At 61.7% G+C, this 23,531-nt stretch carries 22 protein-coding genes; 10 read left to right on the top strand and 12 right to left on the bottom strand.

All coding sequences use genetic code 11. The annotated features are described in order from the left end of the window. Positions 1 to 136 precede the first annotated feature (136 nt). Entirely contained in the window at positions 137 to 1,180 is a 1,044-nt protein-coding gene (locus tag AC244Q_RS04770) for a zinc-dependent alcohol dehydrogenase family protein (protein ID WP_012756601.1), read from the top strand. A 248-nt stretch (positions 1,181 to 1,428) separates the two neighbouring features. Here the strand turns inward: AC244Q_RS04770 and AC244Q_RS04765 are convergent, their stop codons facing one another. Further along, on the bottom strand, positions 1,429 to 2,247 hold the full coding sequence (locus AC244Q_RS04765) for a sugar phosphate isomerase/epimerase family protein (RefSeq protein WP_113547053.1): 819 nt from the start codon (positions 2,245 to 2,247) through the stop codon (positions 1,429 to 1,431). A gap of 447 nt (positions 2,248 to 2,694) precedes the next feature. On the opposite strand from AC244Q_RS04765, the gene AC244Q_RS04760 reads away from it, so the two are divergent. Further along, entirely contained in the window at positions 2,695 to 3,162 is a 468-nt protein-coding gene (locus AC244Q_RS04760) for a cupin domain-containing protein (protein ID WP_041935483.1), read from the top strand. Positions 3,163 to 3,216: 54 nt separating this feature from the next. Here AC244Q_RS04760 and AC244Q_RS04755 read toward each other — a convergent pair whose 3' ends face one another. The 4 genes from AC244Q_RS04755 to AC244Q_RS04740 all read right to left on the bottom strand — a co-directional run bounded on the left by AC244Q_RS04755 (position 3,217) and on the right by AC244Q_RS04740 (position 7,366). Further along, a complete protein-coding gene (locus AC244Q_RS04755) occupies positions 3,217 to 3,726 on the bottom strand; it encodes a P-loop nucleotide/nucleoside kinase family protein (protein WP_012756597.1) in 510 nt (169 codons plus the stop codon). Between the two features lie 67 nt (positions 3,727 to 3,793). Continuing rightward, on the bottom strand, positions 3,794 to 4,270 hold the full coding sequence (locus AC244Q_RS04750) for a GNAT family N-acetyltransferase (protein ID WP_113547052.1): 477 nt from the start codon (positions 4,268 to 4,270) through the stop codon (positions 3,794 to 3,796). Further along, the gene (locus AC244Q_RS04745) at positions 4,267 to 4,809 is read right to left on the bottom strand and encodes a P-loop NTPase family protein (RefSeq protein WP_113547051.1); all 543 of its coding nucleotides are present in this window, start codon (positions 4,807 to 4,809) and stop codon (positions 4,267 to 4,269) included. The genes AC244Q_RS04750 and AC244Q_RS04745 overlap by 4 nt, the downstream gene beginning before the upstream one ends. Positions 4,810 to 4,984: 175 nt before the next feature. Next, a complete protein-coding gene (locus AC244Q_RS04740) occupies positions 4,985 to 7,366 on the bottom strand; it encodes a methyl-accepting chemotaxis protein (protein WP_113547050.1) in 2,382 nt (793 codons plus the stop codon). Positions 7,367 to 8,018: 652 nt separating this feature from the next. Between AC244Q_RS04740 and AC244Q_RS04735 the strand changes: the two genes are divergently transcribed. From AC244Q_RS04735 to zwf, 3 genes are all read left to right on the top strand, one after another. Beyond that, entirely contained in the window at positions 8,019 to 9,293 is a 1,275-nt protein-coding gene (locus AC244Q_RS04735; RefSeq protein ID WP_113547049.1) for a hemolysin family protein, read from the top strand. A 113-nt stretch (positions 9,294 to 9,406) separates the two neighbouring features. Continuing rightward, positions 9,407 to 10,177: a trans-aconitate 2-methyltransferase gene (gene tam, locus AC244Q_RS04730; protein WP_113547048.1), complete on the top strand. Its 771-nt coding sequence runs from the start codon at positions 9,407 to 9,409 to the stop codon at positions 10,175 to 10,177. 137 nt (positions 10,178 to 10,314) lie between these two features. Continuing rightward, positions 10,315 to 11,823 carry a glucose-6-phosphate dehydrogenase gene (zwf, locus tag AC244Q_RS04725; protein WP_012756591.1) on the top strand — a complete coding sequence of 503 codons (1,509 nt, stop codon included), beginning with the start codon at positions 10,315 to 10,317 and terminating at the stop codon, positions 11,821 to 11,823. A gap of 33 nt (positions 11,824 to 11,856) precedes the next feature. Here zwf and AC244Q_RS04720 read toward each other — a convergent pair whose 3' ends face one another. The 3 genes from AC244Q_RS04720 to AC244Q_RS04710 all read right to left on the bottom strand — a co-directional run bounded on the left by AC244Q_RS04720 (position 11,857) and on the right by AC244Q_RS04710 (position 13,220). Then, on the bottom strand, positions 11,857 to 12,198 hold the full coding sequence (locus AC244Q_RS04720) for a hypothetical protein (protein WP_017993372.1): 342 nt from the start codon (positions 12,196 to 12,198) through the stop codon (positions 11,857 to 11,859). A 76-nt stretch (positions 12,199 to 12,274) separates the two neighbouring features. Further along, positions 12,275 to 12,730, bottom strand: coding sequence for an NUDIX hydrolase (locus AC244Q_RS04715; RefSeq protein WP_113547105.1), 456 nt, complete (start codon positions 12,728 to 12,730; stop codon positions 12,275 to 12,277). 97 nt (positions 12,731 to 12,827) lie between these two features. Beyond that, the gene (locus AC244Q_RS04710) at positions 12,828 to 13,220 is read right to left on the bottom strand and encodes a hypothetical protein (RefSeq protein WP_003546502.1); all 393 of its coding nucleotides are present in this window, start codon (positions 13,218 to 13,220) and stop codon (positions 12,828 to 12,830) included. Between the two features lie 223 nt (positions 13,221 to 13,443). Here AC244Q_RS04710 and AC244Q_RS04705 point away from each other — a divergent pair, with 223 nt between their 5' ends. From AC244Q_RS04705 to AC244Q_RS04695, 3 genes are all read left to right on the top strand, one after another. Beyond that, a complete protein-coding gene (locus tag AC244Q_RS04705) occupies positions 13,444 to 15,009 on the top strand; it encodes a helicase HerA-like C-terminal domain-containing protein (RefSeq protein WP_113547047.1) in 1,566 nt (521 codons plus the stop codon). Positions 15,010 to 15,206: 197 nt separating this feature from the next. Further along, positions 15,207 to 16,178, top strand: a complete 972-nt coding sequence (locus tag AC244Q_RS04700; RefSeq protein ID WP_017992870.1) for an IS110 family RNA-guided transposase — start codon at positions 15,207 to 15,209, stop codon at positions 16,176 to 16,178. 338 nt (positions 16,179 to 16,516) lie between these two features. Next, a complete protein-coding gene (locus AC244Q_RS04695; protein ID WP_128407450.1) occupies positions 16,517 to 18,109 on the top strand; it encodes an ABC-F family ATP-binding cassette domain-containing protein in 1,593 nt (530 codons plus the stop codon). 7 nt (positions 18,110 to 18,116) lie between these two features. Here AC244Q_RS04695 and AC244Q_RS04690 read toward each other — a convergent pair whose 3' ends face one another. Continuing rightward, on the bottom strand, positions 18,117 to 18,614 hold the full coding sequence (locus AC244Q_RS04690) for a metal-dependent hydrolase (RefSeq protein ID WP_113548520.1): 498 nt from the start codon (positions 18,612 to 18,614) through the stop codon (positions 18,117 to 18,119). A 383-nt stretch (positions 18,615 to 18,997) separates the two neighbouring features. On the opposite strand from AC244Q_RS04690, the gene AC244Q_RS04685 reads away from it, so the two are divergent. Both AC244Q_RS04685 and AC244Q_RS04680 read left to right on the top strand, forming a co-directional pair. Beyond that, positions 18,998 to 20,524 carry an ABC-F family ATP-binding cassette domain-containing protein gene (locus tag AC244Q_RS04685; protein ID WP_113548521.1) on the top strand — a complete coding sequence of 509 codons (1,527 nt, stop codon included), beginning with the start codon at positions 18,998 to 19,000 and terminating at the stop codon, positions 20,522 to 20,524. 166 nt (positions 20,525 to 20,690) lie between these two features. Further along, positions 20,691 to 21,308, top strand: a complete 618-nt coding sequence (locus AC244Q_RS04680) for an outer membrane protein (protein WP_012756584.1) — start codon at positions 20,691 to 20,693, stop codon at positions 21,306 to 21,308. Between the two features lie 56 nt (positions 21,309 to 21,364). On the opposite strand, the gene AC244Q_RS04675 is transcribed toward AC244Q_RS04680, so the two are convergent. The 3 genes from AC244Q_RS04675 to AC244Q_RS04665 all read right to left on the bottom strand — a co-directional run bounded on the left by AC244Q_RS04675 (position 21,365) and on the right by AC244Q_RS04665 (position 23,451). After that, a complete protein-coding gene (locus AC244Q_RS04675) occupies positions 21,365 to 22,144 on the bottom strand; it encodes a VOC family protein (protein ID WP_020486939.1) in 780 nt (259 codons plus the stop codon). 79 nt (positions 22,145 to 22,223) lie between these two features. Further along, the gene (locus tag AC244Q_RS04670; protein ID WP_017993367.1) at positions 22,224 to 22,688 is read right to left on the bottom strand and encodes a DUF1579 domain-containing protein; all 465 of its coding nucleotides are present in this window, start codon (positions 22,686 to 22,688) and stop codon (positions 22,224 to 22,226) included. Positions 22,689 to 22,722: 34 nt separating this feature from the next. Further along, complete coding sequence (locus AC244Q_RS04665) at positions 22,723 to 23,451, bottom strand: DUF899 domain-containing protein (RefSeq protein ID WP_113548522.1); 729 nt, start codon at positions 23,449 to 23,451, stop codon at positions 22,723 to 22,725. Positions 23,452 to 23,531: the final 80 nt, after the last annotated feature.

Raw genomic sequence — 23,531 nt, 5'->3', positions numbered from 1 at the left:
CGCAATATTCGTGCGCAGCAACGGCAGCTTCATCGATGGGTGCATCAGCAAAAATGATGGAATGGAATGTTGGAATGGCTGGCTGCCGCATGCGATGATGGGCGCAACAGCGGATAAGCAGCAAGGAAAGACGCCGATGAAAGCCATGTTCTACGAAGCCTTTGAACAGGCGCCCGAAATCCGCACCGTTGCCGATCCGACGCCGGCCGAGGACGGTGTCGTCATATCCGTCGGGGCCAGCGGGCTCTGCCGCAGCGACTGGCATGGCTGGATGGGGCACGATCCCGATATCCGGCTGCCGCATGTGCCGGGACATGAGCTTGCCGGGAGGATCGTCGCCACCGGCCGCGGCGTGATGCGCTTCAAGGTGGGCGACCGGGTGACCGTGCCCTTCGTTTCCGGCTGTGGCCATTGCAGCGAATGCCATTCCGGCAACCAGCAGGTCTGCCCGAACCAGTTCCAGCCGGGCTTCACCCATTGGGGGTCGTTCGCTGAATATGTGGCGATCGATTATGCCGATACCAATCTGGTGCACCTGCCCGATACGATCGACGATGCGACGGCGGCAAGCCTCGGCTGCCGCTTCGCCACCTCGTTTCGCGCCGTCGCCGACCAGGCCCGCACCGGGCCTGGCGAATGGATCGCCGTACATGGCTGCGGCGGCGTCGGCCTGTCGGCGATCATGATCGCCACCGCGCTCGGGGCGAATGCGATCGGCATCGATATATCCGAGGAGAAACTCGCCTTTGCGCGGGAGTGCGGGGCGGTGGCGACGGTCAATGCGTCAGGCGTTGCCGACGTGGCGGAGGCAGTGCGCGAGATCACCAAGGGCGGCGCGCATGTCTCGATCGATGCGCTCGGCCATCCCGTTACCTGCTTCAACTCGATCAAGAACCTGCGCCGGCGCGGGCGGCATGTTCAGGTGGGGTTGATGCTCGGCGAGCATGCGACGCCGCAAATCCCGATGGCACAGGTGATCGGCCACGAGCTGGAAATCTACGGCAGCCACGGCATGCAGGCCTGGCGCTACGACGCCATGTTGTCGATGCTTTCGGCCGGAAAGATAGCGCCGCAGAAGCTGATCGGACGGCGGATCAGCCTCGAGGAAGCCGTGCCGGCGCTGATGGCGCTCGACAAGGCCGAGGCCACGGGGATCAGCGTGATTACGCGGTTTTCGTGAGGCGACTCCGCCTCCCGTCCATAGCGAGCACGGGAGGAGCAAAGCGCCGCCACTGTCCTCTTCTCCCCAGCGGGGAGAAGTGCCGGAGCGATAGCGAGGCGATGAGGGGTGAGCGGCAAAGCCGCGAATGCGCTGAGCGCAAGCGAAGGGCAATAATAAATGTTCTGCCCGTGCTGCCCCCTCATCCGCCCTACGGGCACCTTCTCCCCGAGGGGAGAAGAGGGAGCCAGGCCGCTTTGCAACGACCCTTATTCAGCCACCCCAATCGAGGCGAGATAGGCCGCAGAAGCCGGGATCTTCGACTTGTCCTTGATCTCGATGATGAGGCGCGGATTGCTTTCGAGTTTGGCAAGGGCCCTAAAGACGGCCTGCCAGTGGATCGAGCCTTCGCCGAGGCTCCAATGTCGATCGGCATATCCGTCGGCATCCTGCAGGTGGACATGCTGGAGGCGGTTGCCGGCGGCCTTGACGTAATAATCGACCGGCGGAGCACCGGTATAGCCATGGGCATAATGGGCGTGGCCGGTATCGATCGAGACGGCAACGGCGGGCGATTGGAAGCTCTCGGCAAGCGCCACGCGAATATGCGGATCCTTGTCTTCGATGTTCTCGATGACCATGGTGCAGCCGATATCCTCGGCGCGCCTGATGGCGTCGCGCAGGGTCATGTGCGTGCGCTCGACCAAGGCCTCGCGGGCGCCGGCATTGTCGTCGAGATTGTTGTAGGACCAGGACGTATAAGGGCTGTGAATGACCATATGGGTCGCGCCGATGGCGGCACAGACATCGAGGCCCTGCAGCAGGCGCCTTGTGACGATGGCGCGGATATCAGGATCTTCCGAGGCGATGGTGAAGCCCCAGAACGGGCCGTGAATGCCGAGGCGCCCACCATGACCGTCGAGAAGCCTTCTGGCGCGGGCGGCGAGCGGCGCCCAGTCACCGTTCAGGATCTCGGCATCGACGAAGCTCTGCAATTCGAGATCGCGGGACTTTTCGAAGAGCCAGTCGCGGTGAAGTTCGACTTCATCGAGCGTCATGGCGGCGCCGACGACGGGAAGAGAGGACATGGATGCGCTCCATCAATGTGAATGATCATGTGAATGCCGGGACGGCGTGGAAGGACGGCTCCAAGAACGGCCGCCGCGTTCTATGCGCTCCTTCTGTGTCGGCGGTATTACAGGCGCCGAGCCTTTCGAACCCTTCCGGCCTCAGTCATTTCCGCATAGCTGATGCGGCATTGCCGGACCTTGCGGAAACGCCCCGAAGTACCGATATCGGCCCCGACAGTCTCGTGACGCAGTGGCGCGCGAGCGGCGCTGAACCCCTGGCAACGAAGCCGTTGTTCATCGCTTCGGCTGATATAGCGCGCTTCCTTGAGGGCGTTCGGCGATGGTACCCCCAACAGCAGGGCGGGTTGTCAAAGGCAGCGCAAAGGTCTAACGGCTGCGCCCGCAAGAAAAAGCCCATAAGAAGAAGCCCTGTAAGAAAAAGCCCTGTAAGAAAAAGAAAGAGACATGATGTCCAACTCATTTGTGAAAATGCCTGCGAGCGACGAGGCAAAGCGGTTTTTCGTCCTCGGTGACCGGGTCGAGCGGCGGCTCCGGATCAGCGGAGCCTGGCTCAATATCTTCGACGTCACCGTGCCATCAGGCAGCCGGACGCCGAAACATGCGCATGCGAGCCCCGAAGTGTTCCGCATCCTCGAGGGACGCCTGACGATCTGGCGCCTGAGCGACAGCGGCCCCGAAGAGATCGAGGCCAGCGCCGGCGACATCGTCACCATCCCTCCCTTCATGGTGCACGGCTATTCCAACCGCGGAACCGTCCCCGTGGTCTTTTCTGCGATCGTCGATCGGGACATGGCCGAGTTCATCGAAGCGGAAGGCGCGACCGAGCCACCGAAGGCCAGCCCTTCGGCCGAAACCATCGCCCGCATGACGGCGGCTGCCAACGCCTATGGGATCACCATCCTCGCGGCGTGACGGCGCGCGTGCGTGGTGTCGTTCTTCGGACGACATGTTCCTTCGTCGGTTATGCTAGGCATTTGGCGGGAGCGATTTCAATCGGCTCACCAGTTCATCCAAAGCGGCGTCGACCGTTTTTGAAGCCGTATCGATGACTATTGCATGGTGCCATTCGTCATAGGCTCTTTCGGAAATCTCTTGCCATGTCGGCTTCACCAGACCTTCGACGTCGGTGAGGCGCGTTTCAGCACGGTTGCGATGCTCGGCTTTATCCGAGCAAACAACCTCGACCTCCGCCGCTGTCACCCCGGCAGCTTGCGCGACCGAAAGCCACGCTGACCGGGTTATCCGAAGCGGGTTGACTGAGTCGGCGATAACGGTCCTGCCAAGGGTCAGATTGTCTCCGGCAATACCGTAAGCCACGATATAGCCTGCAGGCCCGGCATCATCGGCAATTCCGGAGGCACGGATTGCCTGCTCGATGGTATCGACGCGCACATGGACCGCATTCAACCGCTCAGCCAAAGCGCGGGCGATCGTCGTCTTTCCACTGCCAGGCAGACCACCGAAGATAATGAGCATCGTCACCTCGTCGTTTTTGGAGAGGCTCCACGAGAACGTCAGAGCAGCTCACGGTCAACGCAATACTTCACCATTGAGGCCTGGTTCGCAATTCCTTTGTCAGCACGGGGTTTTCACCACCGGCCTCAACGACGGTCCATTCGAGCGCCTCGTAGAATCCGACGGCGTCTCGCGCCGCATTCACAACCAATCTCTTGACCCCGTGCCGTGATGCGAATTTTTCGAGGCCGGCCATGAGCAACCGCCCGTACCCTTTTCCCTGGCATTCCGCCCTGATCGCGACGGTTCGCACCCACGCCGCCGCATCGTCCATCAGATCGAGGCGAGCCGCACCCACCGGAGTATTTTCGAGCAAAAGCAGCAAAGGGAAATGCCCATCCCTTCGATCATCGGGATGGTTCGCATCATAGCCAATCAACCCGCGGGCCTCGAAAAGGACAGCGCGGCGGATGTCGTGGTAGGCGTTCCAGTGTTCATCCGCAGACACTTGGACGACCATCCAGGCGTCTTCGCCCTCGTCATTCGGAAATCTAGGCTCGTTCATCGATGGCCTCGTCGATGCTCGTGGACAACCGGCCGGCAAAAATCGGTGACGGCCTCACGGCTCGATAGCAGGAATTTCGGACGGGAAAAGACCGAGAACAATCGGGTGTGCGTCTCGAAGGAATTCCAGTTGTTCGTTCTACTCCGGTATTCGGCCACCCACTTCAAAAGGCCATCGAATTGGGTTTGGGACTCGCCGCCCTGGATGCCTCGCTCCTTGATGTTGGCGATGCATTCCTCCTCCGACAGATCAATCCAGACCAGGATCGTCGTGCGGCTGAGGACCATGTTCGCCAGTTGCCCGTAAACTCCCTCCATAACCCAGACATCGCGCTCGGCCGCTGCCATGACCATCTCATCCCGCAACGCCCTGTCGCGAGCGATGCCGTAGCCCCCCGGCTCCCAATGCATGTCATCAAGGTGGACAACCGGATGGTGAAGCTGCTCGCCGATACGACGGGCAAGCCATGTTTTACCCGCGCCGCCATTGCCCATGATGAGCATGCGGTCAAAGGCGGCTGAGGGATTGGGAAACGTCATCGGCAACTCCGAGGACTTTGCGCTGATGCTGGTTTTGTGTGACCTTAGCGCGAGATATTGAATGCTTTCAAATCAAAATTGAGCGCGCGCCATCCTTGCAGCTGTGTGGAAAAACAATGTGCCGCCCTCGAGGGCGCGTGTGGCGCGGCGCTTAGCAGCGTCGCGCGCCAAATGTCTAGAACTCTTCCCAGTTGCCCTCGGTCGAAGCCGGTGCGGCTGAGGTGCCGAAGGCGGCTGCGAGCTTGCCGCCGAGTGCGCGCGCTGGCGAGGGAGCGGGCCTGGCATGGTCGGTGGCCGAAGCGGGGACCGCTCTGCGCGCCGCAAGCGTCGCCGCGACCGGGCGTGCCAACGGCTTGGCAGCCGTCCGCGCGACGGGGGCCGCCTTTGCCATCTGGCCGAGGTTGAACTGCGCCAGACGCTCCGAGAGGGCAGACACCTCGGTCACCAGCGTGTGCGAGGCGGCATTCGATTCCTCGACCATCGCGGCGTTCTTCTGGGTCGACTGGTCCATCTGGTTGACCGCCGTGTTGATCTCGAGGAGACCCGTCGACTGTTCGCGGGCGGCCTGGACGACCGCCTGGACATTGCTGTTGATCTGCTGGACTTCGGCAACGATCGCCTGCAGCGCCTTGCCGGTCTGACCGACGAGATCGACGCCACGCTTGACCTGGGCGCCGGACGAGGTGATCAGCGCCTTGATCTCCTTGGCGGCCGTCGCCGAGCGCTGCGCCAGTTCACGCACTTCCTGTGCGACGACGGCGAAGCCCTTGCCGGCCTCCCCTGCACGTGCTGCCTCAACGCCTGCATTGAGGGCCAGCAGATTGGTCTGGAAGGCAATATCGTCGATCACGCCGATGATGTTGGAGATCGACTGCGAGGATTGCTCGATGCCGGTCATGGCATCGACGGCATTGCGCACCACCTCTCCGGACTTTTCCGCACCATCCTTGGTGCGGCTGACGAGCGTTCCCGCCTCCTCGGCGCGAAGGGTGGAGTCCTTGACCGAGGTGGTGATCTGCTCGAGCGCGGCGGCAGTCTCCTCGACGGAAGCGGCCTGCTGTTCGGTGCGGCGGGCGAGATCGTCGGCGCCGGAGCGGATTTCTTCCGAACCGGCCTGGATGACGGCAGCGTTTTCGGAGAAGGAAATCAGGGCTGCCTGGAGCTTTTCGACAGACGCATTGAAATCGACGCGGATTTCGTCAAGTGAGTCGGCAAACGGCTTTTCCAGCCGGATGGTCATGTCTCCATTGGAAAGGCTGGCCAGTCCGTTGCCGAGTTCGCTGACCGCGAACTTGATCGAATCCTCGCGGGCGGCATGGAGGACGGAACGTTCCTGCCGTTCGATCTCTTCGCGGGACCGGGAGGTTTCCGCATCGGCTTCCAGCTTGATCTTCTGGCGATTGCTTTCCAGCAGGATGGCGAGAGAACGCGAGAGGTCGCCAATTTCGTCCTTGGCATTCTTGTCGCTCAATTGCACGTCGAGCTGGCCATGGGCGATGCGATCGGTCTCGGCGATCACGCCCTCTATGCGGCGGATGAATTTGCGGGCGATGAGCCAGCCTGAAAAACCGAGCAGAAGAGCAGCGACGGCGGTGATCGCAACGGCGCTCCAGGCCATGTTGTTGAGCTGGGCAAAGACGGTGGATTTGGGCACCGAGACGACGGCGTACCAGTTCAGGTCATTCGTCAGCTTTACCGGATAGGCGACCGAGAAATAGGTCTGGCCGTCCGGGCCTGCGATCTCCTGCGCGAGGCCGGGCTTGGCGATCAACTGATCCCAGCCGGCAGTCAGATCGCCGCCGTCCTTGATATTCTTGCCTGCGAGTTCTGCGGAAGGATGGCTGATGATGCTGCCGGTGCCCGTCACGAGGCTGAGATAGCCAGTCTCCATCGGGTGGACTGCCGAGATCGCCTTGTTGGCGTCGTCGAGCGAAATGTCCATGCCGGCGACGCCGAGCGCCTTGCCATCGACCATGATCGGCTTGGCGACCGAGGTCATCAGCACGTCCTTGCCGTCGACCGCATAGACATAAGGTTCGATGACGACAGTCTTTTTCTGGGTAAAGGGCAGCTGGTAGTAATCGCCGGCGCCCGACACGCCATAATCGACCAGCGGCGTGTGCTGGATCTTGTCGCCACTGCGGACCCAGTAAGGCACGTAGCGGCCCGTCGTGTCGTGGCCTTCCTTGCCGACAAAATCCTTGTCCTTGCCGTCGAAGGCATTCGGTTCCCAGCCTGTCCAAACACCGAGCGCCATCGGATTATCCTGCAGCATGTTCTTCAGCAGGTCGTCGGCAGAAGCACGATTGGCGTTTCCGCCGTCCTTCATCGTCGACAGCGACGTTTCCAACGCATTGACGATACCGAGCGCCACGCTCATGGATTTCTCGACGTTGAGCGCATTGGCGGCTGCAATTTGGAGCATCTCGTCGAGGCTCGATTTGCGCATATCGTTGTAGGCGATGTAGAAAAGGACGCCCGATGCCGCGATCGTGGCGATGACACCGCAGGCCGCCACGGAAAAAATGTTGCGTCCGGTAGCCGATTTGAACTGCATGCGCTTAACCTCCTCCAGCGGGCAGGTCGTCGATCGCGCACCGATCTATTCCGTCCCGGCTTCCCCAGACCGAGAACTGATTTCAGGACGTGGCTGCACGTCACGGAAATCGTTCGCAATTTGGAGAAAATACGGAGAGGCTGTTAATTTACGGTGTATCGCGGCAGCTTTCCGTATGACTGGCTGATCGCCGCGCCTCTTTTAATGCGCGCAAACGCGGTGGTGCCGCCGTTGGCGAAACTGTCACATCATGACGCTATAAGGATTTTCGCCCGGCGCCTCTTGCGTCGGCACTGTTTCACCGTCAAAATTGCGACATGCCTGACAGCGACCCATCCAGTACAAGCTCCGCCTCTTCCAACCGGGATCCCCCGGCCGAGGAAGCAGGCGACCATTGTAGACGCTGCGATGACCTCCGCCTCGCGTCAAGCATATCAATGCTCCCGCAGAGAGGGCCGCTTCCCAGACCATTGCCGATGACGGGCGGCCGCGGCTCACTTCAGAGGAGCGGTCTGATGGAACCTGCACTGATGTCAACACTATGATGGAGAGACGACAGGCGATGCGTATATGCGTATAAGAGCGTCCCTTCGAATGCCTCGCCGCTTCGCCTGATGAATGCGGCACTACAACCTCAACGAATAGGGTCCCTGTGTTTCTGGAAATTGGAATTGTGGCGTTTCTCACCATCCTGAATGGTGTACTCGCCATGTCGGAGCTGGCCGTTGTGTATTCTCGAACGGCTCGCCTAAAGGTTCTCTCCGACAATGGAAGCAAGGGTGCAGCTCAAGCGATCAAACTTGCCGAAAACCCCGGTCGTTTTCTCTCAACGGTGCAGATCGGCATCACGCTGGTCGGCGTTCTATCCGGCGCTTTCTCGGGGGCCACGCTCGGCGGCCGCTTGAGCGGATGGCTAGAAGCCCAGGGAATGTCATCGACGGCCGCTGATGCCATTGGCGTAGGTTCAGTCGTCGTGGCAATCACATATCTTTCGTTGATCGTCGGCGAACTTGTTCCAAAGCAGATCGCATTGCGGGAACCCGAAGCGGTTGCGGCTAGGGTCGCACCCGCTATGGCGGTCCTTTCAAAAATTGCGCTGCCACTCGTGTGGCTTCTAAACGCCTCCGGAAATCTTGTGCTCAAACTCTTGGGCCAAACAGGAAAAGGTGGCGAAAATGTCTCTGACGCAGAAATCAAAACTGTTCTGGCCGAGGCGCAGTCGGCTGGAGTGATCGAAAGCGAAGAGTCCGCGATGATATCAGGTGTCATGCGGCTGGCGGATCGCACTGCCCGAGCGCTTATGACGCCCCGACGGGACGTCGAAATTATTGATATCGACGACAGCCTTGATGAAATTCGGACCCAGTTGCACAGGACGAAGCGGTCGCGGTTGCCCGTTCGAAAAGGCAGTTCGGACGAGGTGATCGGCATCCTTCCGGTCAAGGACTTCTACGACGCGATGTCCGAACACGGCAGCGCCGACATCAAGGCTCTGACGCAAGACGTCCCGGTGGTTTCAGACCTTTCAACTGCCATCAATGTTATTGAAGCCATCAGGAAATCGCCCGTTCACATGGTGCTGGTTTTCGACGAGTACGGCCACTTCGAGGGGGTTGTCTCGTCAGGTGACATTTTGGAAGCAATCATGGGGGCTCTGCAGGAGGGACCGGTCGATGAACAGGCCATCGCTCGGCGAGACGACGGCTCTTATCTCGTGTCGGGCTGGACGCCAATTGACGAGTTCGCTGAATTCTTAAACCTCAAGCTCGATGGCGACTTGGAATATCAGACTGTCGCCGGCCTGGTGTTGGAAGAGTTGAAACATCTGCCGGAATTGGGCGAGAGCTTCACGAGAGATGGATGGCGCTTCGAAGTCGTCGATCTCGACGGGAGGCGCGTGGACAAAATACTTGTGTCGGCTGAGTGAAGCTTCGTCGCCGGCGACTTCGCCTTTGAGGTCGTCAATCTCGACGGCCGCAACATCGACAAGATCCGCATCCACCACATGGACGATGTGGCCTGACAGCAGGAGTGAACGCCATGGCATGGTCCGCCAATCAATATGTGAAATTCGAGGATGAGCGCACGCGACCGGCGCGCGACCTGTTGGCACAGGTGCCGCTGCAAAACCTTCGTCATGCCATCGATCTCGGCTGTGGCCCGGGCAATTCGACCGAGCTGATCATCGAGCGCTACGGGGCGGACGGCGTCTCGGGCGTCGACAGCGACATGAACATGCTGGAGGCGGCGCGCAAGCGGCTTCCGGGCACTGCCTTCGTCGAGGCCGATCTCACCCGCTGGCAGCCGGACGAACCCGCCGACCTGCTGTTTGCCAATGCCGTCTTCCAATGGCTGCCCGATCATCTCGATATCTTCGACCGACTGATGGACGGGCTTTCCGAAGGCGGCGTGCTGGCCGTGCAGATGCCCGACAATCTCGGCGAACCCTCGCATCTGGCGATGGAGGAGACGGCGCATGCCGGCCCGTGGAAATCCGCCTTCGAGGCGAAGAGCGTGCGCCGCAAGCCGCTGCCGCCGCCGTCCAGCTATTACAGCCGACTGATCGCCAAAGCCGCGCGCGTCGATATCTGGCACAGCGTCTACAATCACCCGATGGCGGATGCTGCGGCGATCGTCGAATGGGTGAAGGGAACCGGGCTGATGCCCTATCTCGCCCATGCCGGCGAAGAGCATCGCGAGGCGTTCCTGGCCGATTATCTGGAGCGGTTGGAAAAGGCCTATCCCAAGATGTCGGATGGACGGGTGCTGCTCAGGTTTCCGAGGATCTTCATGGTGGCGGTGAAAGGCTGACGCTGACCGCCGGCAAGCAAGGCTACTCGAGCTCGGGCACCCCGGATAGTGTCAAATGCTTGTTATCCCTCGCCTGCATATGTTGCGGCAAAGCTGGCGCGCAGTATAGTCGGCCGCAAAATCCAAGGAGATGACACATGGACGCTGCCCCTACCCCGCCGGTCACCCTCGTCATCTTCGGCGCAACCGGAGACCTGACGCGCCGCCTGCTGGTGCCGGCGATCATCAATCTGACGCGCAGCCGCCTCGTCGGCGAGGATCTCCACATTCTCGGCATCGGCATCGAACCGGGTGACGACGAGTTCCTGCGCGGGCGGCTCGACCAATTCCTCAGCCATCTGAGCGGCGAAGAGCCGATGGTGAAGGACGAGGCCTGGGAAAGCCTGCGCCGGCGAATTTCCTATACGTCCGGGGATTTCACCAAGGACGATATTTTCGTCGAGATCGGCAAGAGGCTGGGGCCGCATGCGAATGCCGCCTTCTATCTCGCGGTGCCACCCTCCTTCTTCGGCACGATCGTCGAGAAGCTCGCCGCGCATGGGCTGACCGATGAAAGCGACGGCGTCTTCCGCCGCGTCGCGATCGAGAAGCCGTTCGGCACCGATCTCGCCTCGGCGCAGGCGCTCAATGCACAGATCCTCGCGCAGGTCGGGGAGAGCCAAGTCTACCGGCTCGACCATTTCCTCGGCAAGGAAACGGTGCAGAACCTGATGACGGCGCGTTTCGCCAACATGATGATCGAATCTTTGTGGAACAGCCGCTACATCGACCACGTGCAGATCACCGCCGCCGAGATCGTCGATGTCGGCAGCCGCGGCAAATTCTACGATGCGACCGGCGCGCTGCGCGACATGGTGCCGAACCATCTCTTCCAACTGCTGGCGATGATCGCCATGGAGCCGCCGAACAGCTTCGATGCCGAAGCGATCCGCAATGAAAAGAGCAAGGTGCTGAAGGCGCTGCGCGTCTATACGCCTGAGGAGGCCAAGACGCATGGCGTGCGCGGCGCCTATGCTGCAGGCCCGCTCAATGGGGCTCAGCTTCCCGCCTATCGCGACACCAAGGACGTCTCGCCCGACAGCAGGACCGAGACCTTCGTGGCGCTGAAGCTCTATGCCGATACCTGGCGCTGGGCCGGCGTGCCCTTCTATCTCAGGACCGGCAAGGCGCTGACGGCGCGCGACACCGAGATCGTCATCACCTTCCAGCCGGTGCCCTTCGCGCAGTTTCGCGAGACCGACGTCAAGCGCCGCCTGCCGCCGAACCGGCTGGTGATCCAGGTGCAGCCGGATGAGGGCATGAGCATGGAAATCTCGATCAAATCGCCGGGGCTTTCGGTCGATACCGTGCCGGTCTCGCTCGATTTCCGCTATGCCGACAAATTCGATATTGCCAAGACCACCGGCTATGAATCACTGCTCTACGATCTCTTCATCGGCGATCAGACGCTGTTCCAGCGCGCCGACGGCATCGAAGCCGGATGGGCGGTGGTGCAGCCCTTCCTCGATATCTGGGCGAACGACCAGAGTGTGCCTGACGCCTACGCGCCGGGCAGCATGGGACCCGCCTCAGCCGACGAACTGATGCAGCGCGACAGGCGGCAGTGGCATGAACTCGGCGTCGTGCTGCACAAAAACGACAAATAGCCGGTCCTGCTTTCTGATCTGGGGCCTATCCTGTCAGCGGCAGGCGTCGCTTAGCGTACCGTCGCGCTCTGCCGCGCGGTACTGACGCGTTCCGGGCCGCGGGCAGATGGTCCGATCGGACGGAATGACGACGGTGATATCACCGGTTTCGACTGGATCGAGCGGAATCATGAGTCCGCCATTGGATTCCGCTCCCGGCACCGTGCCGGGTGGCATGCCGCCGAAGCGGCCGCTAGAGTCCATATCAGCAAGCGCCTGGGAGAAGGCCGGAGCGACGAAGCCGAGGAGAATGATCGAGGCTGCTGCAAGAAACATACGCATGATGCTATTCCCTATGGTTTCAGCGATGCGACAGAAACAGCAGAACGACCTCATTGTTCCCCGGAAGCGGAGGCGGACGATCAAAGTTTGGCGATCGGAATATGGCGCCTCAGAGCGGGCGATCTCCGGCTCAATCGCGCCAGCGCGACAGCAGCCTGTCGAGACCTGTCGGATAGAGATCGATGCCGGCGTCCCGCAGGCTGTCGCGACAGAACCAGCGCGCGGTCGCCGCCGTCTCGTCGAGCTCGGAATAGTGGATTTCGTCGCGCTCATAGAGCGATGCATCGGCCAGTTCGATATCGGCAGCAAAGATGTATTCGTGACCGGTCGCGCCGTGATGCTCGTAGATGTTTTCAAGCAGATGCCAGGGGCCGACGATGCGGATATCGGTCTCGAGTTCCTCCTGGAATTCGCGGTGCAGGGCTTCTTCGCGGCTCTCGCCGAATTCAATCGCGCCGCCAAGCGGGCGAACGCCCTTGATGCGGCCGCTGTCATTCTCCACTTCGGCGGCAAGCAGCTGGTCTTTCCGCCAGGCGAGGCCGATCACCTTCACCCTGATCTGCTGCGATGGGCGCCAGACGGTCACGAACTCTCCTTTCATAGGGACAGCGCTTGCTTTTCACCCCGGTATAGCGAGAACAGTGAGCCCCGCAACAAAGCGAGGCTCCTGCCGATCCCTCGTCTCAGACGAACTGGCTGAGGCCTGGGACGGAAGCGACGACCTCGTCGACGACCTCTTCGCCGGCATATTGCTTGGCGATCGCGATGGTTTCCTTGGCAAGCGAGGTGATCTCGCCCATGCCGAGGCCCTCACCCATCAGCTGCTGGCCGAGCCCCATGATGCCGCCACCGCCGAGCGAGCTCATCAGCCCGCCGAGCAGGCCGCCGCCGCCGGCGCCTGCGCCGTTGAACTGGGCAACGAGATCGGCGCCGCCGGGGATCGCTTCGATCATCTTGGCAACCGGGCCATCGGCGGCCTCGCGCTGCAGGAAGCCGAGCATCATGCCGAGCGCTTTTTCGGCGAGGTCCGGCGCAATACCCACGCGATCGGCGATCTGGGTTACAATTTCATTCATGTCAGCCTCCTGTTTTTTGACGTTAACGTCAACGTTAATCGAGATTCGACGGCAACTCAAGCCGGCCCCTCCCCGGGCCGCACTTTGTCCGGTTTTGCTTTCAATGCAAACAGTTGTCGGCATGCACCTGCCTGCTTATAACAAGGAAACGATGGTTCGATGAAGGTGGCAGAAGCACGCCTTCTCATACAAATGGCGGCAGAGCCCCAAGGGAGCATTCCGAATGATCGAGGATGGCAAGATTTTCATCGGCGCGAGCCGCAATCCCGATGACAGCATCAACAAGCCGGAATATCTCGACCTGAAATTCGGCAACCGTCACGGCCTCGTCACCGGCGCTACCGGCACCGGCAAGACGGTGACGCTGCAGGTGCTGGCCGAAGGTTTCTCGCGGGCCGGCGTTCCGGTATTTGCGGCCGATATCAAGGGCGATCTGTCCGGCATCGCCGCCAAGGGCGAGCCGAAGGATTTCCTGACGAAGCGCGCCGAGCAGATCGGCTTCACCGACTACGAATTCGACCAGTTTCCGGTGATCTTCTGGGATCTGTTCGGCGAGAAGGGCCACCGGGTGCGCACCACCATCGCCGAGATGGGGCCGCTGCTGCTCGCCCGCCTGATGGATGCCTCCGAACCGCAGGAAGGCGTCATCAACATCGCCTTCAAGATCGCCGACCAGGGCGGGCTGCCGTTGCTCGACCTCAAGGATTTCAGCTCGCTGCTCAACTATATGGGCGAGAACGCCAGCCAACTTTCCAACCAGTACGGCCTGATCTCCAAGGCCTCGGTCGGCTCGATCCAGCGGGCGCTGCTCGTTCTCGAACAGCAGGGCGCCGAGAATTTCTTCGGCGAACCGGCGCTGAAGATTTCCGACATCATGCGCACCAGCAACAACGGCTACGGCCAGATCTCGGTGCTGGCGGCCGACAAGCTGATGATGAACCCGCGGCTTTACGCCACCTTCCTGCTCTGGCTGCTCTCCGAACTCTTCGAGGAATTGCCCGAGGTGGGCGACCCCGACAAGCCGAAGCTCGTCTTCTTCTTCGACGAGGCGCACCTGCTCTTCAACGATGCGCCGAAGGTGCTGACCGAACGTGTCGAGCAGGTGGTGCGGCTGATCCGTTCCAAGGGCGTCGGCGTCTATTTCGTGACGCAGAACCCGCTCGACGTGCCGGAAACGGTGCTCGCCCAGCTCGGCAACCGGGCGCAGCACGCGCTTCGCGCCTATTCGCCGCGCGAGCAGAAGGCGGTGCGGACGGCGGCCGATACATTCCGTGCCAATCCGGCCTTCGATTGCGCCACCGTCATCACCAATCTCGGCACCGGCGAGGCGCTGGTCTCGACGCTGGAGGCCAAGGGCGCGCCTTCGATCGTCGAGCGCACGCTGATCCGCCCACCCTCCGGCCGCGTCGGCCCGGTGACCGATGACGAGCGCCGGCAGATCATGGACAGGAGCCCGGTTCTCGGCGTCTATGACGAGGATATCGACCGCGAATCCGCCTTCGAACTGCTGGCCGCACGGGCGAAGAAGGCAGCCGATGCCGAAGCCGCCAAACGGGCGCAGGAAGAAGCGCCTCAGCAACAGGGCGGCACAACCTCCGGCTGGAACCTGCCGGGCTTCGGCGGCGGCAATGACGACGACAACCAGGGCCGCGGCCAATCGCGCGGCCGGACGTCCGGCTATCAGCGCGAAACGGTGGTGGAAGCGGCAATGAAGAGCGTGGCCCGCACGGTGGCAACACAAGTCGGCCGGGCGCTGGTGCGCGGGATCTTGGGGAGCTTGAAGCGGTAGGGTTGCGGCGAGCTATAAAAGCCCCTTGCATGTTCAATTTGCACTGATTGTTGGATGATCGGTGCGCACTCCGGCGGATGGCCATCCGCCGGAGTGCGGACGGCCGGGACCGCAGGCCCCTTGGCTTGAACCGGGGATGAGATTGGTCCGGCCGTCCTCGCGTTTGTCCTGAACAGATGATGGGGAGCAAGTCCCGCATGCAAGGCAAGGTTTCGTTCCAAGAAGACGCGATGCCGGTAGTTTATGCCGGTGTGGACGTGAGTAAAGAGTGGCTCGATATTCATCTGCATCCGCTGGGCGAAAGCCGGCGGTTTAGCAATGACAAGACCGGCATCCGCCAGCTGAAACGGCTGCTGGCCAGGCATCGGCCCAAAAGCATCGTGATGGAGGCAACCGGCAAGTTCCATCGCCCCGCCCATCGCTCGCTTTGGCTCGATGGCTTTGCCGTCGCCGTGGTCGATCCGCTGCGCGCCCGCATGTTTGCCCGTGCCTGCGGCTATCTCGCCAAGACCGACCGTCTCGATGCCCGTTTCCTGGCGCTCCTGGCCGAGAGCCTGCGCCCGCCGGCCGACACGCCACCAAGTCCTCACGTTGAGGCCTTGCAGGAGCTGGTCAATGCACGATCGGCAGCCAAATGCGACATCACCGCCCTGCAGAACCGCAGCAAGACTGCCACCACCGCCCTTCTGCGCGGCGAACTCAACCGTCTCGTGCGTCGGCTGGAACAGCATGTCGAACGTCTCGACAAAGAGATCGAGCGACGTGTCGGCGAGGATCCGCAGCTCTACCGCAAGGCCGAGATCCTCACCTCCATTCCCGGCATCGGCCGCGTCACGGCCCTGGCATTGATGGCCGGCATGGACGAGTTGGGCAGTTGTTCGGGCAAGCAGGCCGCCATGCTGGCAGGGCTTGCCCCAATCGCTAACGACAGCGGTGCCCGAACCGGACGTCGTTCCATCCGCGCCGGCAGGCCCGCACCCCGGCGCGCGCTCTACATGGCCGCCTTGTCTGCCTGTCGCTACAATCCCACCCTTGCTCGTTTCGCAGACACACTCAAAGCCGCAGGAAAACCAGCGAAGGTCATCTTGGTCGCCGTCATGCGTAAATTGCTCGTTCTGGCAAACTGCCTTCTATCTCAGGATCGCCTCTGGACCCCAAATCCCCCTTGACAACCAACACAGATTCTCATCCGCCTGCCGGCACCGATCGGGGTCGAGCCACAGGTCTCGCCCCGTCCTTCGGACCCCCGCTCGCGGGGCGAAGCGGAATAGCCGCAACCTCTCCGTTCCTCCCCTCTCGTAGGGCACGTCCCCTCGCCCCGTTTACGGGGAGAGGGTTAGGGTGAGGGGCAACTTCCCACGCCTTCTCTGATCGTTCCCCTTCTTGAACCCGCAGCATTTATTCCCTAAATTACCTGCCATCGACCATTTCAACAGGATGTGTGCCGCAATGGATTTCAACCCGATCGCAACGCCAGTTCGCCTTGCCAACGGGGAAAACCATATCCATGCCTGCATCCATCACCCTCTCCCAAATTTCGTGGTCCGCGCCTGACGGGCGGCCGCTTTTTTCCAATCTCGACCTGAGTTTCGGGGCTGAGCGTACCGGTCTGGTCGGGCGCAATGGCGTCGGCAAGACGACGCTGCTCAAGCTCGTCTCCGGTGAACTCCAGCCGCATTCCGGGACGGTATCCGTCAGCGGCAGTCTCGGCGTGCTACGGCAGAGCGTTCAGGTGACGTCTGACGAAACGGTTGCCGATCTCTTCGGCGTGACCGACGCACTCGCTATTCTTCGCCATGCGGAAGCCGGCGAGGCAACGGCCGACGAGCTGGCATCCGCGGACTGGAGGCTAGAGGCGCGCATTGCCGCAGCGCTCAATCGGACGGGGCTCGACGCACTGCCGGAGACGCCGCTTGCTGTGCTCTCAGGCGGGCAGCGCACCCGTGCCGGGCTTGCGGCGCTTGTTTTCACCGAACCGGACTTTCTGCTGCTCGACGAACCGACCAACAATCTCGATCGCGAGGGCCGCGAGGCGGTGATCGCGCTGATGTCAGGCTGGCGGGCCGGCGCCGTCATCGTCAGCCATGACCGCGAACTGCTCGAAAGTGTCGATGCGATCGTGGAACTGACGTCGCTCTCTGCCACGCGCTACGGCGGAAACTGGAGCCATTATCGCGAACGCAAGGCGCTCGAGCTCGCGGCGGCACGGCATGATCTCACTGACGCCGAAAAACGCATCGCCGAGGTTGCCAGGAAGGCGCAGGCGACGGTGGAGCGTCAGGCGCAGAGGGACAGCACCGGGCGGAAGACGGCCGCCAAGGGCGGCATTCCGCGCATCGTGCTCGGCGGTATGAAGGAGCGGAGCGAAACGACGGGTGGCAACAATGCCCGCCTCGCCGACCGTCGGCGCGCCCAGGCACTGGACGAGGCAAGGGCGGCGCGCGAGAAGATCGAGATCCTGCAGCCCTTGTCGGTCACCCTGCCGCCAACCGGGCTGCCGACCAGCAAGACCGTCCTGAAAATGGATGGCGTGACATCGGGCTATCTGCCAGGCGATCCCGTCATCCGCAATCTTTCCTTCGATGTGACGGGACCGGAGCGTATCGCCGTCACCGGCCGCAATGGCTCGGGCAAGACGACGTTGCTGGCGCTTATTACCGGCGAGTTGAAACCCTGGGCCGGCACGGTCAACGTCATGACCGACCTCTCGGTGCTTGATCAGAAGGTTAGCCTGCTCGATCCGTCGATCTCGATCCGCGACAATTTCCGCCGGATCAATCCGCTTTCCGATGAAAATACCTGCCGGGCTGCGCTTGCCCGCTTCATGTTCCGGGCGGATGCGGCGCTGCAGACCGTATCGGCGCTCAGCGGCGGGCAATTGCTGCGGGCGGGCCTTGCCTGCGTGCTCGGCTCGGCACCGCCGCCGCTGTTGATCCTCGACGAGCCGACCAACCATCTCGACATCGACTCGATATCAGCGGTCGAGGCCGGACTGCGCGCCTATGACGGCGCGCTGCTCGTCGTCAGCCACGACGAAACGTTCCTTCAGAGCATTGGGATCACGCGACGGTTGGAACTGTCGCCCGCCGACCCGGGATAATTCCGGCTCATGCCTGCTGCCGGCCTCCGACGCGACGGCTCCGGCAGACGGCGACGATCAACGCGGTTACGCAGATCAGGAGTTCAAGAGCGAAGGTCCAATGCAACATGAAACTCACGACCCAATTGCTGTAGGTCGCCGGCACCGTCGTCAGCTCGAATTTCGACCAATCGAATGGCGCGAGCCAGAGGATCGGCGCGGCGACGGTATCCATGATCATGTGGAGCATGACGGCTGCGAAAAAGACGGCGGCCGCGGGAAACCAGCGCGACGCCAGCCGTCCGATCACCGGCAGAGCCACGACGGCGAGAGCAAGCCAGAACAGCGGCCAGTGCGAGACATAGTCGTGATGATGGACCTTGCCGCCGGTCAGAAAGAAATAGACCATGTCGAAATCCGGAAGCACGCTACCGACCAATGCCGCGGTCATGATGCCGGGCGCAGCGGATCGCTGCCGCGCGGCGCTCGCCAGAATGTAGCCTGCCGGCAAATGGGCAATGAGCATGCGTCTTGTTCTCCCGGTCGGCCCCGAGGAATCCTCTATGCACGGTTTGTGGCTGGAAATCGGCGCACGTCCGGCTCCCTTGCCTCTTCTTGCGGGCAATGTTATTTGGATCGCTCAAGCTTTTGAGAAAGGAGGATCACGCAATGCAGTATTATTTTCGGTTTAATCGCCAGCGTGGTCCCGTCAACGCCCTGCAAATGCGTTTGCAGGGCTGACCAGAGACCGTTTCTCGACATCTCTTCCTGGTCTGCCCTTCGTGGCCAATGCGACGCCGTAGATGACAGCGCGCATTCCTCTCATTTCCCGGGCTCGAACCGCGCAATCCCGTGATGGCTGAACGCCCCGGAGCGCGCTTGATACCCGGTCAAGACCAGAGAACGATCATGACACTCATCAATATCCGCAATCTCGGCGTGACGCTGGGCAGTCCGTTGTTTTCCAAGCTCAATCTCGTCGTCAATGGCGGCGACCGCATTGGTCTCGTCGCCGCCAACGGGCGGGGGAAATCGACGCTGCTTGCCTGCATCACCGGCGCGCTGGAGCCAAGCGAGGGCGAGATCACCAAAGCGCGCGGGCTGACCGTCGGCCATGTCGCGCAGAATGTGCCGCCTGCCCTTTTCGACACGCCGTTCTACGATACGGTGCTGCAGGCGCTGCCGGCCGATCAGGCCGAAAGCGAAAGCTGGCGGGTCGACGTGGTGCTGGAATCGCTAGATGTGCCGGAGGTCATGCGCGGCCGGCCGCTGAAGCAGTTGAGTGGCGGCTGGCAGCGGCTTGCCATGCTTGCCCGCACCTGGGTGAGCGAACCCGATGTGCTTCTGCTCGACGAGCCGACCAACCATCTCGACCTCGAAAAGATCGCGCAGCTGGAGAGCTGGCTGAATGCGCTGCCGCGCGACGTGCCGGTTGTCCTGTCCAGCCACGATCGCGCCTTCCTCGATGCGACGACCAACCGGACGCTGTTCCTGCGGCCGGAGCAATCGCCGGTCTTCGCCCTGCCCTATACAAGGGCGCGCGCCGCCCTCGACGAGGCCGACGCTTCCGAAGCCCGGCGCTACGAGCGCGACATGAAAGTGGCGGAGCAACTGCGCAAGCAGGCGGCCAAGCTCAACAATATCGGCATCAACTCCGGCAGCGATCTGCTCGTCGTCAAGACGAAACAGCTCAAGCAGCGGGCGGAGAAGCTGGAGGATGCGGCAAAACCGGCGCATCTGGAGCGCTCGGCCGGCGCCATCCGGCTTGCCAATCGCGGCACGCATGCCAAGGTGCTGGTGACGCTGGAGGATGCGGCGGTGACGACGCCGGATGGAACGCTGCTGTTCAAAACCGGCCGACAATTCATCTGCCAGGGTGACCGCATCGTGCTGCTCGGCCTCAACGGCGCCGGCAAGTCGCGGCTGGTGTCGATGCTGAAGCAGGCGATCGAAAGACCGGATACGGCGCGGGACGGCGTCAAGGCGACGCCTTCGCTCGTGCTCGGCTATGGCGACCAGGCGCTTGCCGATCTTGCCGACACCGATACGCCGATCGGCACAATCATCCGCCGCTTCGATGTCGGCGACCAGCGGGCGCGGGGCTTGCTGGCTGGCGCCGGCATGACGATCGACATGCAGGCAAAACCGATCGGCCAGTTGTCCGGCGGCCAGAAGGCACGGCTCGGCATGCTGGTGCTGCGGCTTGCGGAACCGAATTTCTACCTGCTCGACGAGCCGACCAACCATCTCGACATCGAGGGACAGGAGACGCTGGAGGGCGAGTTGATGGCGCACGAGGCGAGCTGCCTGCTGGTCTCGCATGACCGCAGTTTCGTGCGGGCGGTGGGAAACCGGTTCTGGCTGATCGAGAAGAAGCGGCTGGTGGAAGTCGAAAGCCCGGAGGGGTTCTTTGCTTCGTTGGGATCAGGCGTGTGATGGGTGGCGCGGCGTGCCGCGCCGCCCCATCCTTCGCGAGGGTTCGCAACAAATCTCAATGTTAAAAGACACTCCGCAACGTCGGCGCGGGGCATGGTTTCTTGAGAGCCGGGCGGTGTCGCAATCGCCCTCTCGGCTTTTCTTCCCATGAACACGAGGCATCTCCATGCATATCAGATTAGTCGCCTGCGCCGTCCTGGCGCTTTCGGTTGCCGTTCCGGCCGTTGCCGCCGATCTCACCTATGAAACGCCGCCGGCGCCGTCCGCCGGAGAGGTATCTTCAGCCTATGACTGGTCGGGCTTCTATCTCGGCGCCCAAGGCGGATATTCCTGGAGCCAGGCAAAGATCCTCGGCTCGGATCAGGATATCGACAGCGGCACGTCAGGCCTGCATGCCGGCTATAATTTCCAATCCGGAAATATCGTCTACGGCATCGAGAACGACTTTAACTACAACTTCGAGAAAAATGACAATGCGAACCTCGAATGGGATGCCTCGGGCCGAGCTCGGGTAGGTTACGCTTGGGATCGCACCCTGTTCTTTGCAACGGCAGGCGTGGCGGCCGGCGGCGGCAAGGTCGACATTTCCGCTGCCGGAAAGAAGGACGGCATCCTGATCGGCTGGACGGCCGGCGGTGGCATCGAACACGCGGTCACAGACAATATCCTGGTGCGCGGCGAATATCGCCATTCCGATTTCGGCAACAAGGACTTCGGCTCGACCATCGGCGATGTCGGCGCTACGCAGGATAAGGTCCTCTTCGGGACCAGCTACAAGTTCTGACGGAAAGGCAGGGCGGCAGCCGTATGAGGGGCCTGCCGCAGCTGCCGCGTCAAACCCTACCGCTTCGGTGCGACCAGGCAGAAGAAGGCGCCTTGCGGGTCGGTGGCCTGGATGATCCAGCTGCCGCCGGGGACTTCCATCGGGCCGTGGACGACCTTGCCGCCGCCTGAGGTGACGCGTTCGATCGCGGCGTCGAGGGTGGGCACGATGAAATAATAGCACCAGAACGTCATCGGCATGTTTTCCGGCTTGGTCATCATACCGCCGGTCTGCCTGCCGTTATGGGCGAAAAGATAGTAGACGCCCATCGGGCCCATGTCCATTTCGCTGTCCTTCGTCCAGCCGAACAGCTTGGAATAGAAGGCCAGCGCCTGTTCGCCATTGCCGGCATAGAGTTCACGCCAGCCGATATTGCCGGGTGCGTCGAAGGCCAGTTCCGGCATGGGCTTCTCCATCGGCGCCGGCGTCATGATGCAGAGCACCGCGCCATGTGGATCGGCGACGACGGCGAAGCGGCCGATGGTCGGGATGTCTTCCGGCGGACGGCGGACCGAACCACCATTGGCGGCGAAATCCTTGGCCGACTGGTCGACGTCGTCGACATCGACATAACCCGTCCAGTTCGGTGGAATGCCCTTACCCTCGAGTTCGGCCGGAAATTCCATCAGGCCGGCGACGCCGATGCCGTTCGCCTCGAAGATCGTATAGGTGGGCATGCCCTCCATTTTCATTTCGGAGGTGGTCCAGCCGACGACCGAGCTATAGAATTTCGCGGCAGCCGATGTGTCGGGGGTCATCAACTCGCACCAGATGAACTTTCCATGCGTCTCGGACATCATACTCTCCCTTGTTCGACGCCCTTTTCCCGAGGCCTCTTTTTCGAAACCCCTTTTTCAAGGTTGAGCGCCGTGATTGTCAGATCTTGCGGGCGTAATGTGCTTCCATGAACTGCTTCCAGGAACCGTCAGGCTGCTTGGCGCTGGAGATGAAGGTGCGGTGATCGGCGTCGGTGAAGGTGATCTGCTCGCGGTAATCGGCAAGCCCCTCGCTGTTGAAGTCGGGACCTGTGGTATAGAGGTCCAGCACACTGCCTGACGCGTCGAGCTCGCCCTCATAGACCCACATATAATCCATCATGCTGCCGATCCAGCTGCCGACGTATTTGCCTTTTGCGGCGTTGTAGCCGAGCGTCAGGATGCTGGTGGCCTCTTTGCCATCAGGCATGCGGCCGGTCCCTTCGGCGACGAACCAGATGCCGTGCAGTGAGCGGACGGTTTCCGTCCAGGGCTCGCTTCCCGTCATGTCGGGTGCGGTGACGGTCCAGTCGCCGATCAGTCTTTCCAGGAAGGAATGTTCCTTCAGCACTTCAGCGGTCTTCATCGTCCTCTTCTCCCTTGAGTGATGGTGGCCTATTTCAGTGACAGCAGGATGGCGCCTTCGGGGCCTCATCATATTCGTCGTGGCGGCGCACGAAATTCATCGTGCCGTCCTCGTTGCGGCCTTTCGGCGCGCGATCGAGGATCATCAGGGTGCCGATCAGTTCTTCCGGCCCGCGGGCATAACTCGAATAGGTATGGAAGATCTCGCCCCTGTCGTTGTGGTAGAAAGCGCTGAGGCCCGGCAGTTCGTCATTGGCGTCAGCCGGCTGCATAGGCGTGAAATTGTAAAAGACCTCGTCCTTGGCAAGATCCTCCGGGCTAAAAGATACGTGATAATCGAAATTGAAGTCGCTGCCGAAGGAAGAGACCCAGGGAAATTGCCAGCCCATGCGCTGTTTATAGGCGGCGATCTTGTCGAGCGGCGCGCGTGAAACGGCGACCCAGGTGACGTCGTGATGGTTCAGATGCGGCAGGGCGCCATCGACATGATCGGACAGGAAGGAGCAGCCGGTGCAGCCGGCGTCCCAATCCGGGCCGAGCATGAAATGGTAGATCAGCAACTGGCTGCGGCCGTCGAAGAGATCGGCGAGCGACCTCCTGCCCTCCGGCGTTTCGAAGACATAATCCTTGTCGACCTTCACCCAGGGCAGCGCCAGACGGGCGGCGTTGACGCTGTCGCGTAGCCGCGTCGCCTCCTTCTCCTTGGCCAGCAGGGCACGGCGGGCTTCGAGCCACTCTTCGCGGGACACAACTTCATTCTGCATGAAATGCGCCCTCCTCCGGCGCTTGCCGGTGAAGCCGGCTCATCTCCTTCTCCTTGACTAAATACATTGATATCAATAGA

The organism is Rhizobium sp. CB2179 (assembly GCF_057653455.1).
Note: the sequence above shows the minus strand (reverse complement) of the source record. Positions and strands in the feature narration are given on the sequence as shown.

Bases quoted from the DNA above. Each gene is read 5' to 3' on its own strand.
- AC244Q_RS04760 (WP_041935483.1), top strand. From the start codon at position 2,695: ATGATGTCCAACTCATTTGTGAAAATGCCTGCGAGCGACGAGGCAAAG.
- zwf (WP_012756591.1), top strand. From the start codon at position 10,315: ATGGACGCTGCCCCTACCCCGCCGGTCACCCTCGTCATCTTCGGCGCA.
- AC244Q_RS04680 (WP_012756584.1), top strand. From the start codon at position 20,691: ATGCATATCAGATTAGTCGCCTGCGCCGTCCTGGCGCTTTCGGTTGCC.
- AC244Q_RS04710 (WP_003546502.1), bottom strand. From the start codon at position 13,220: ATGAATGAAATTGTAACCCAGATCGCCGATCGCGTGGGTATTGCGCCG.
- AC244Q_RS04690 (WP_113548520.1), bottom strand. From the start codon at position 18,614: ATGCTCATTGCCCATTTGCCGGCAGGCTACATTCTGGCGAGCGCCGCG.
- AC244Q_RS04675 (WP_020486939.1), bottom strand. From the start codon at position 22,144: ATGTCCGAGACGCATGGAAAGTTCATCTGGTGCGAGTTGATGACCCCC.
- AC244Q_RS04695 (WP_128407450.1), top strand. From the start codon at position 16,517: ATGCCTGCATCCATCACCCTCTCCCAAATTTCGTGGTCCGCGCCTGAC.
- AC244Q_RS04770 (WP_012756601.1), top strand. From the start codon at position 137: ATGAAAGCCATGTTCTACGAAGCCTTTGAACAGGCGCCCGAAATCCGC.
- AC244Q_RS04755 (WP_012756597.1), bottom strand. From the start codon at position 3,726: ATGCTCATTATCTTCGGTGGTCTGCCTGGCAGTGGAAAGACGACGATC.
- AC244Q_RS04750 (WP_113547052.1), bottom strand. From the start codon at position 4,270: ATGAACGAGCCTAGATTTCCGAATGACGAGGGCGAAGACGCCTGGATG.
- AC244Q_RS04670 (WP_017993367.1), bottom strand. From the start codon at position 22,688: ATGAAGACCGCTGAAGTGCTGAAGGAACATTCCTTCCTGGAAAGACTG.
- AC244Q_RS04720 (WP_017993372.1), bottom strand. From the start codon at position 12,198: ATGAGGTCGTTCTGCTGTTTCTGTCGCATCGCTGAAACCATAGGGAAT.
- AC244Q_RS04700 (WP_017992870.1), top strand. From the start codon at position 15,207: ATGCAAGGCAAGGTTTCGTTCCAAGAAGACGCGATGCCGGTAGTTTAT.
- tam (WP_113547048.1), top strand. From the start codon at position 9,407: ATGGCATGGTCCGCCAATCAATATGTGAAATTCGAGGATGAGCGCACG.
- AC244Q_RS04740 (WP_113547050.1), bottom strand. From the start codon at position 7,366: ATGCAGTTCAAATCGGCTACCGGACGCAACATTTTTTCCGTGGCGGCC.
- AC244Q_RS04765 (WP_113547053.1), bottom strand. From the start codon at position 2,247: ATGTCCTCTCTTCCCGTCGTCGGCGCCGCCATGACGCTCGATGAAGTC.
- AC244Q_RS04745 (WP_113547051.1), bottom strand. From the start codon at position 4,809: ATGACGTTTCCCAATCCCTCAGCCGCCTTTGACCGCATGCTCATCATG.
- AC244Q_RS04665 (WP_113548522.1), bottom strand. From the start codon at position 23,451: ATGCAGAATGAAGTTGTGTCCCGCGAAGAGTGGCTCGAAGCCCGCCGT.
- AC244Q_RS04705 (WP_113547047.1), top strand. From the start codon at position 13,444: ATGATCGAGGATGGCAAGATTTTCATCGGCGCGAGCCGCAATCCCGAT.
- AC244Q_RS04685 (WP_113548521.1), top strand. From the start codon at position 18,998: ATGACACTCATCAATATCCGCAATCTCGGCGTGACGCTGGGCAGTCCG.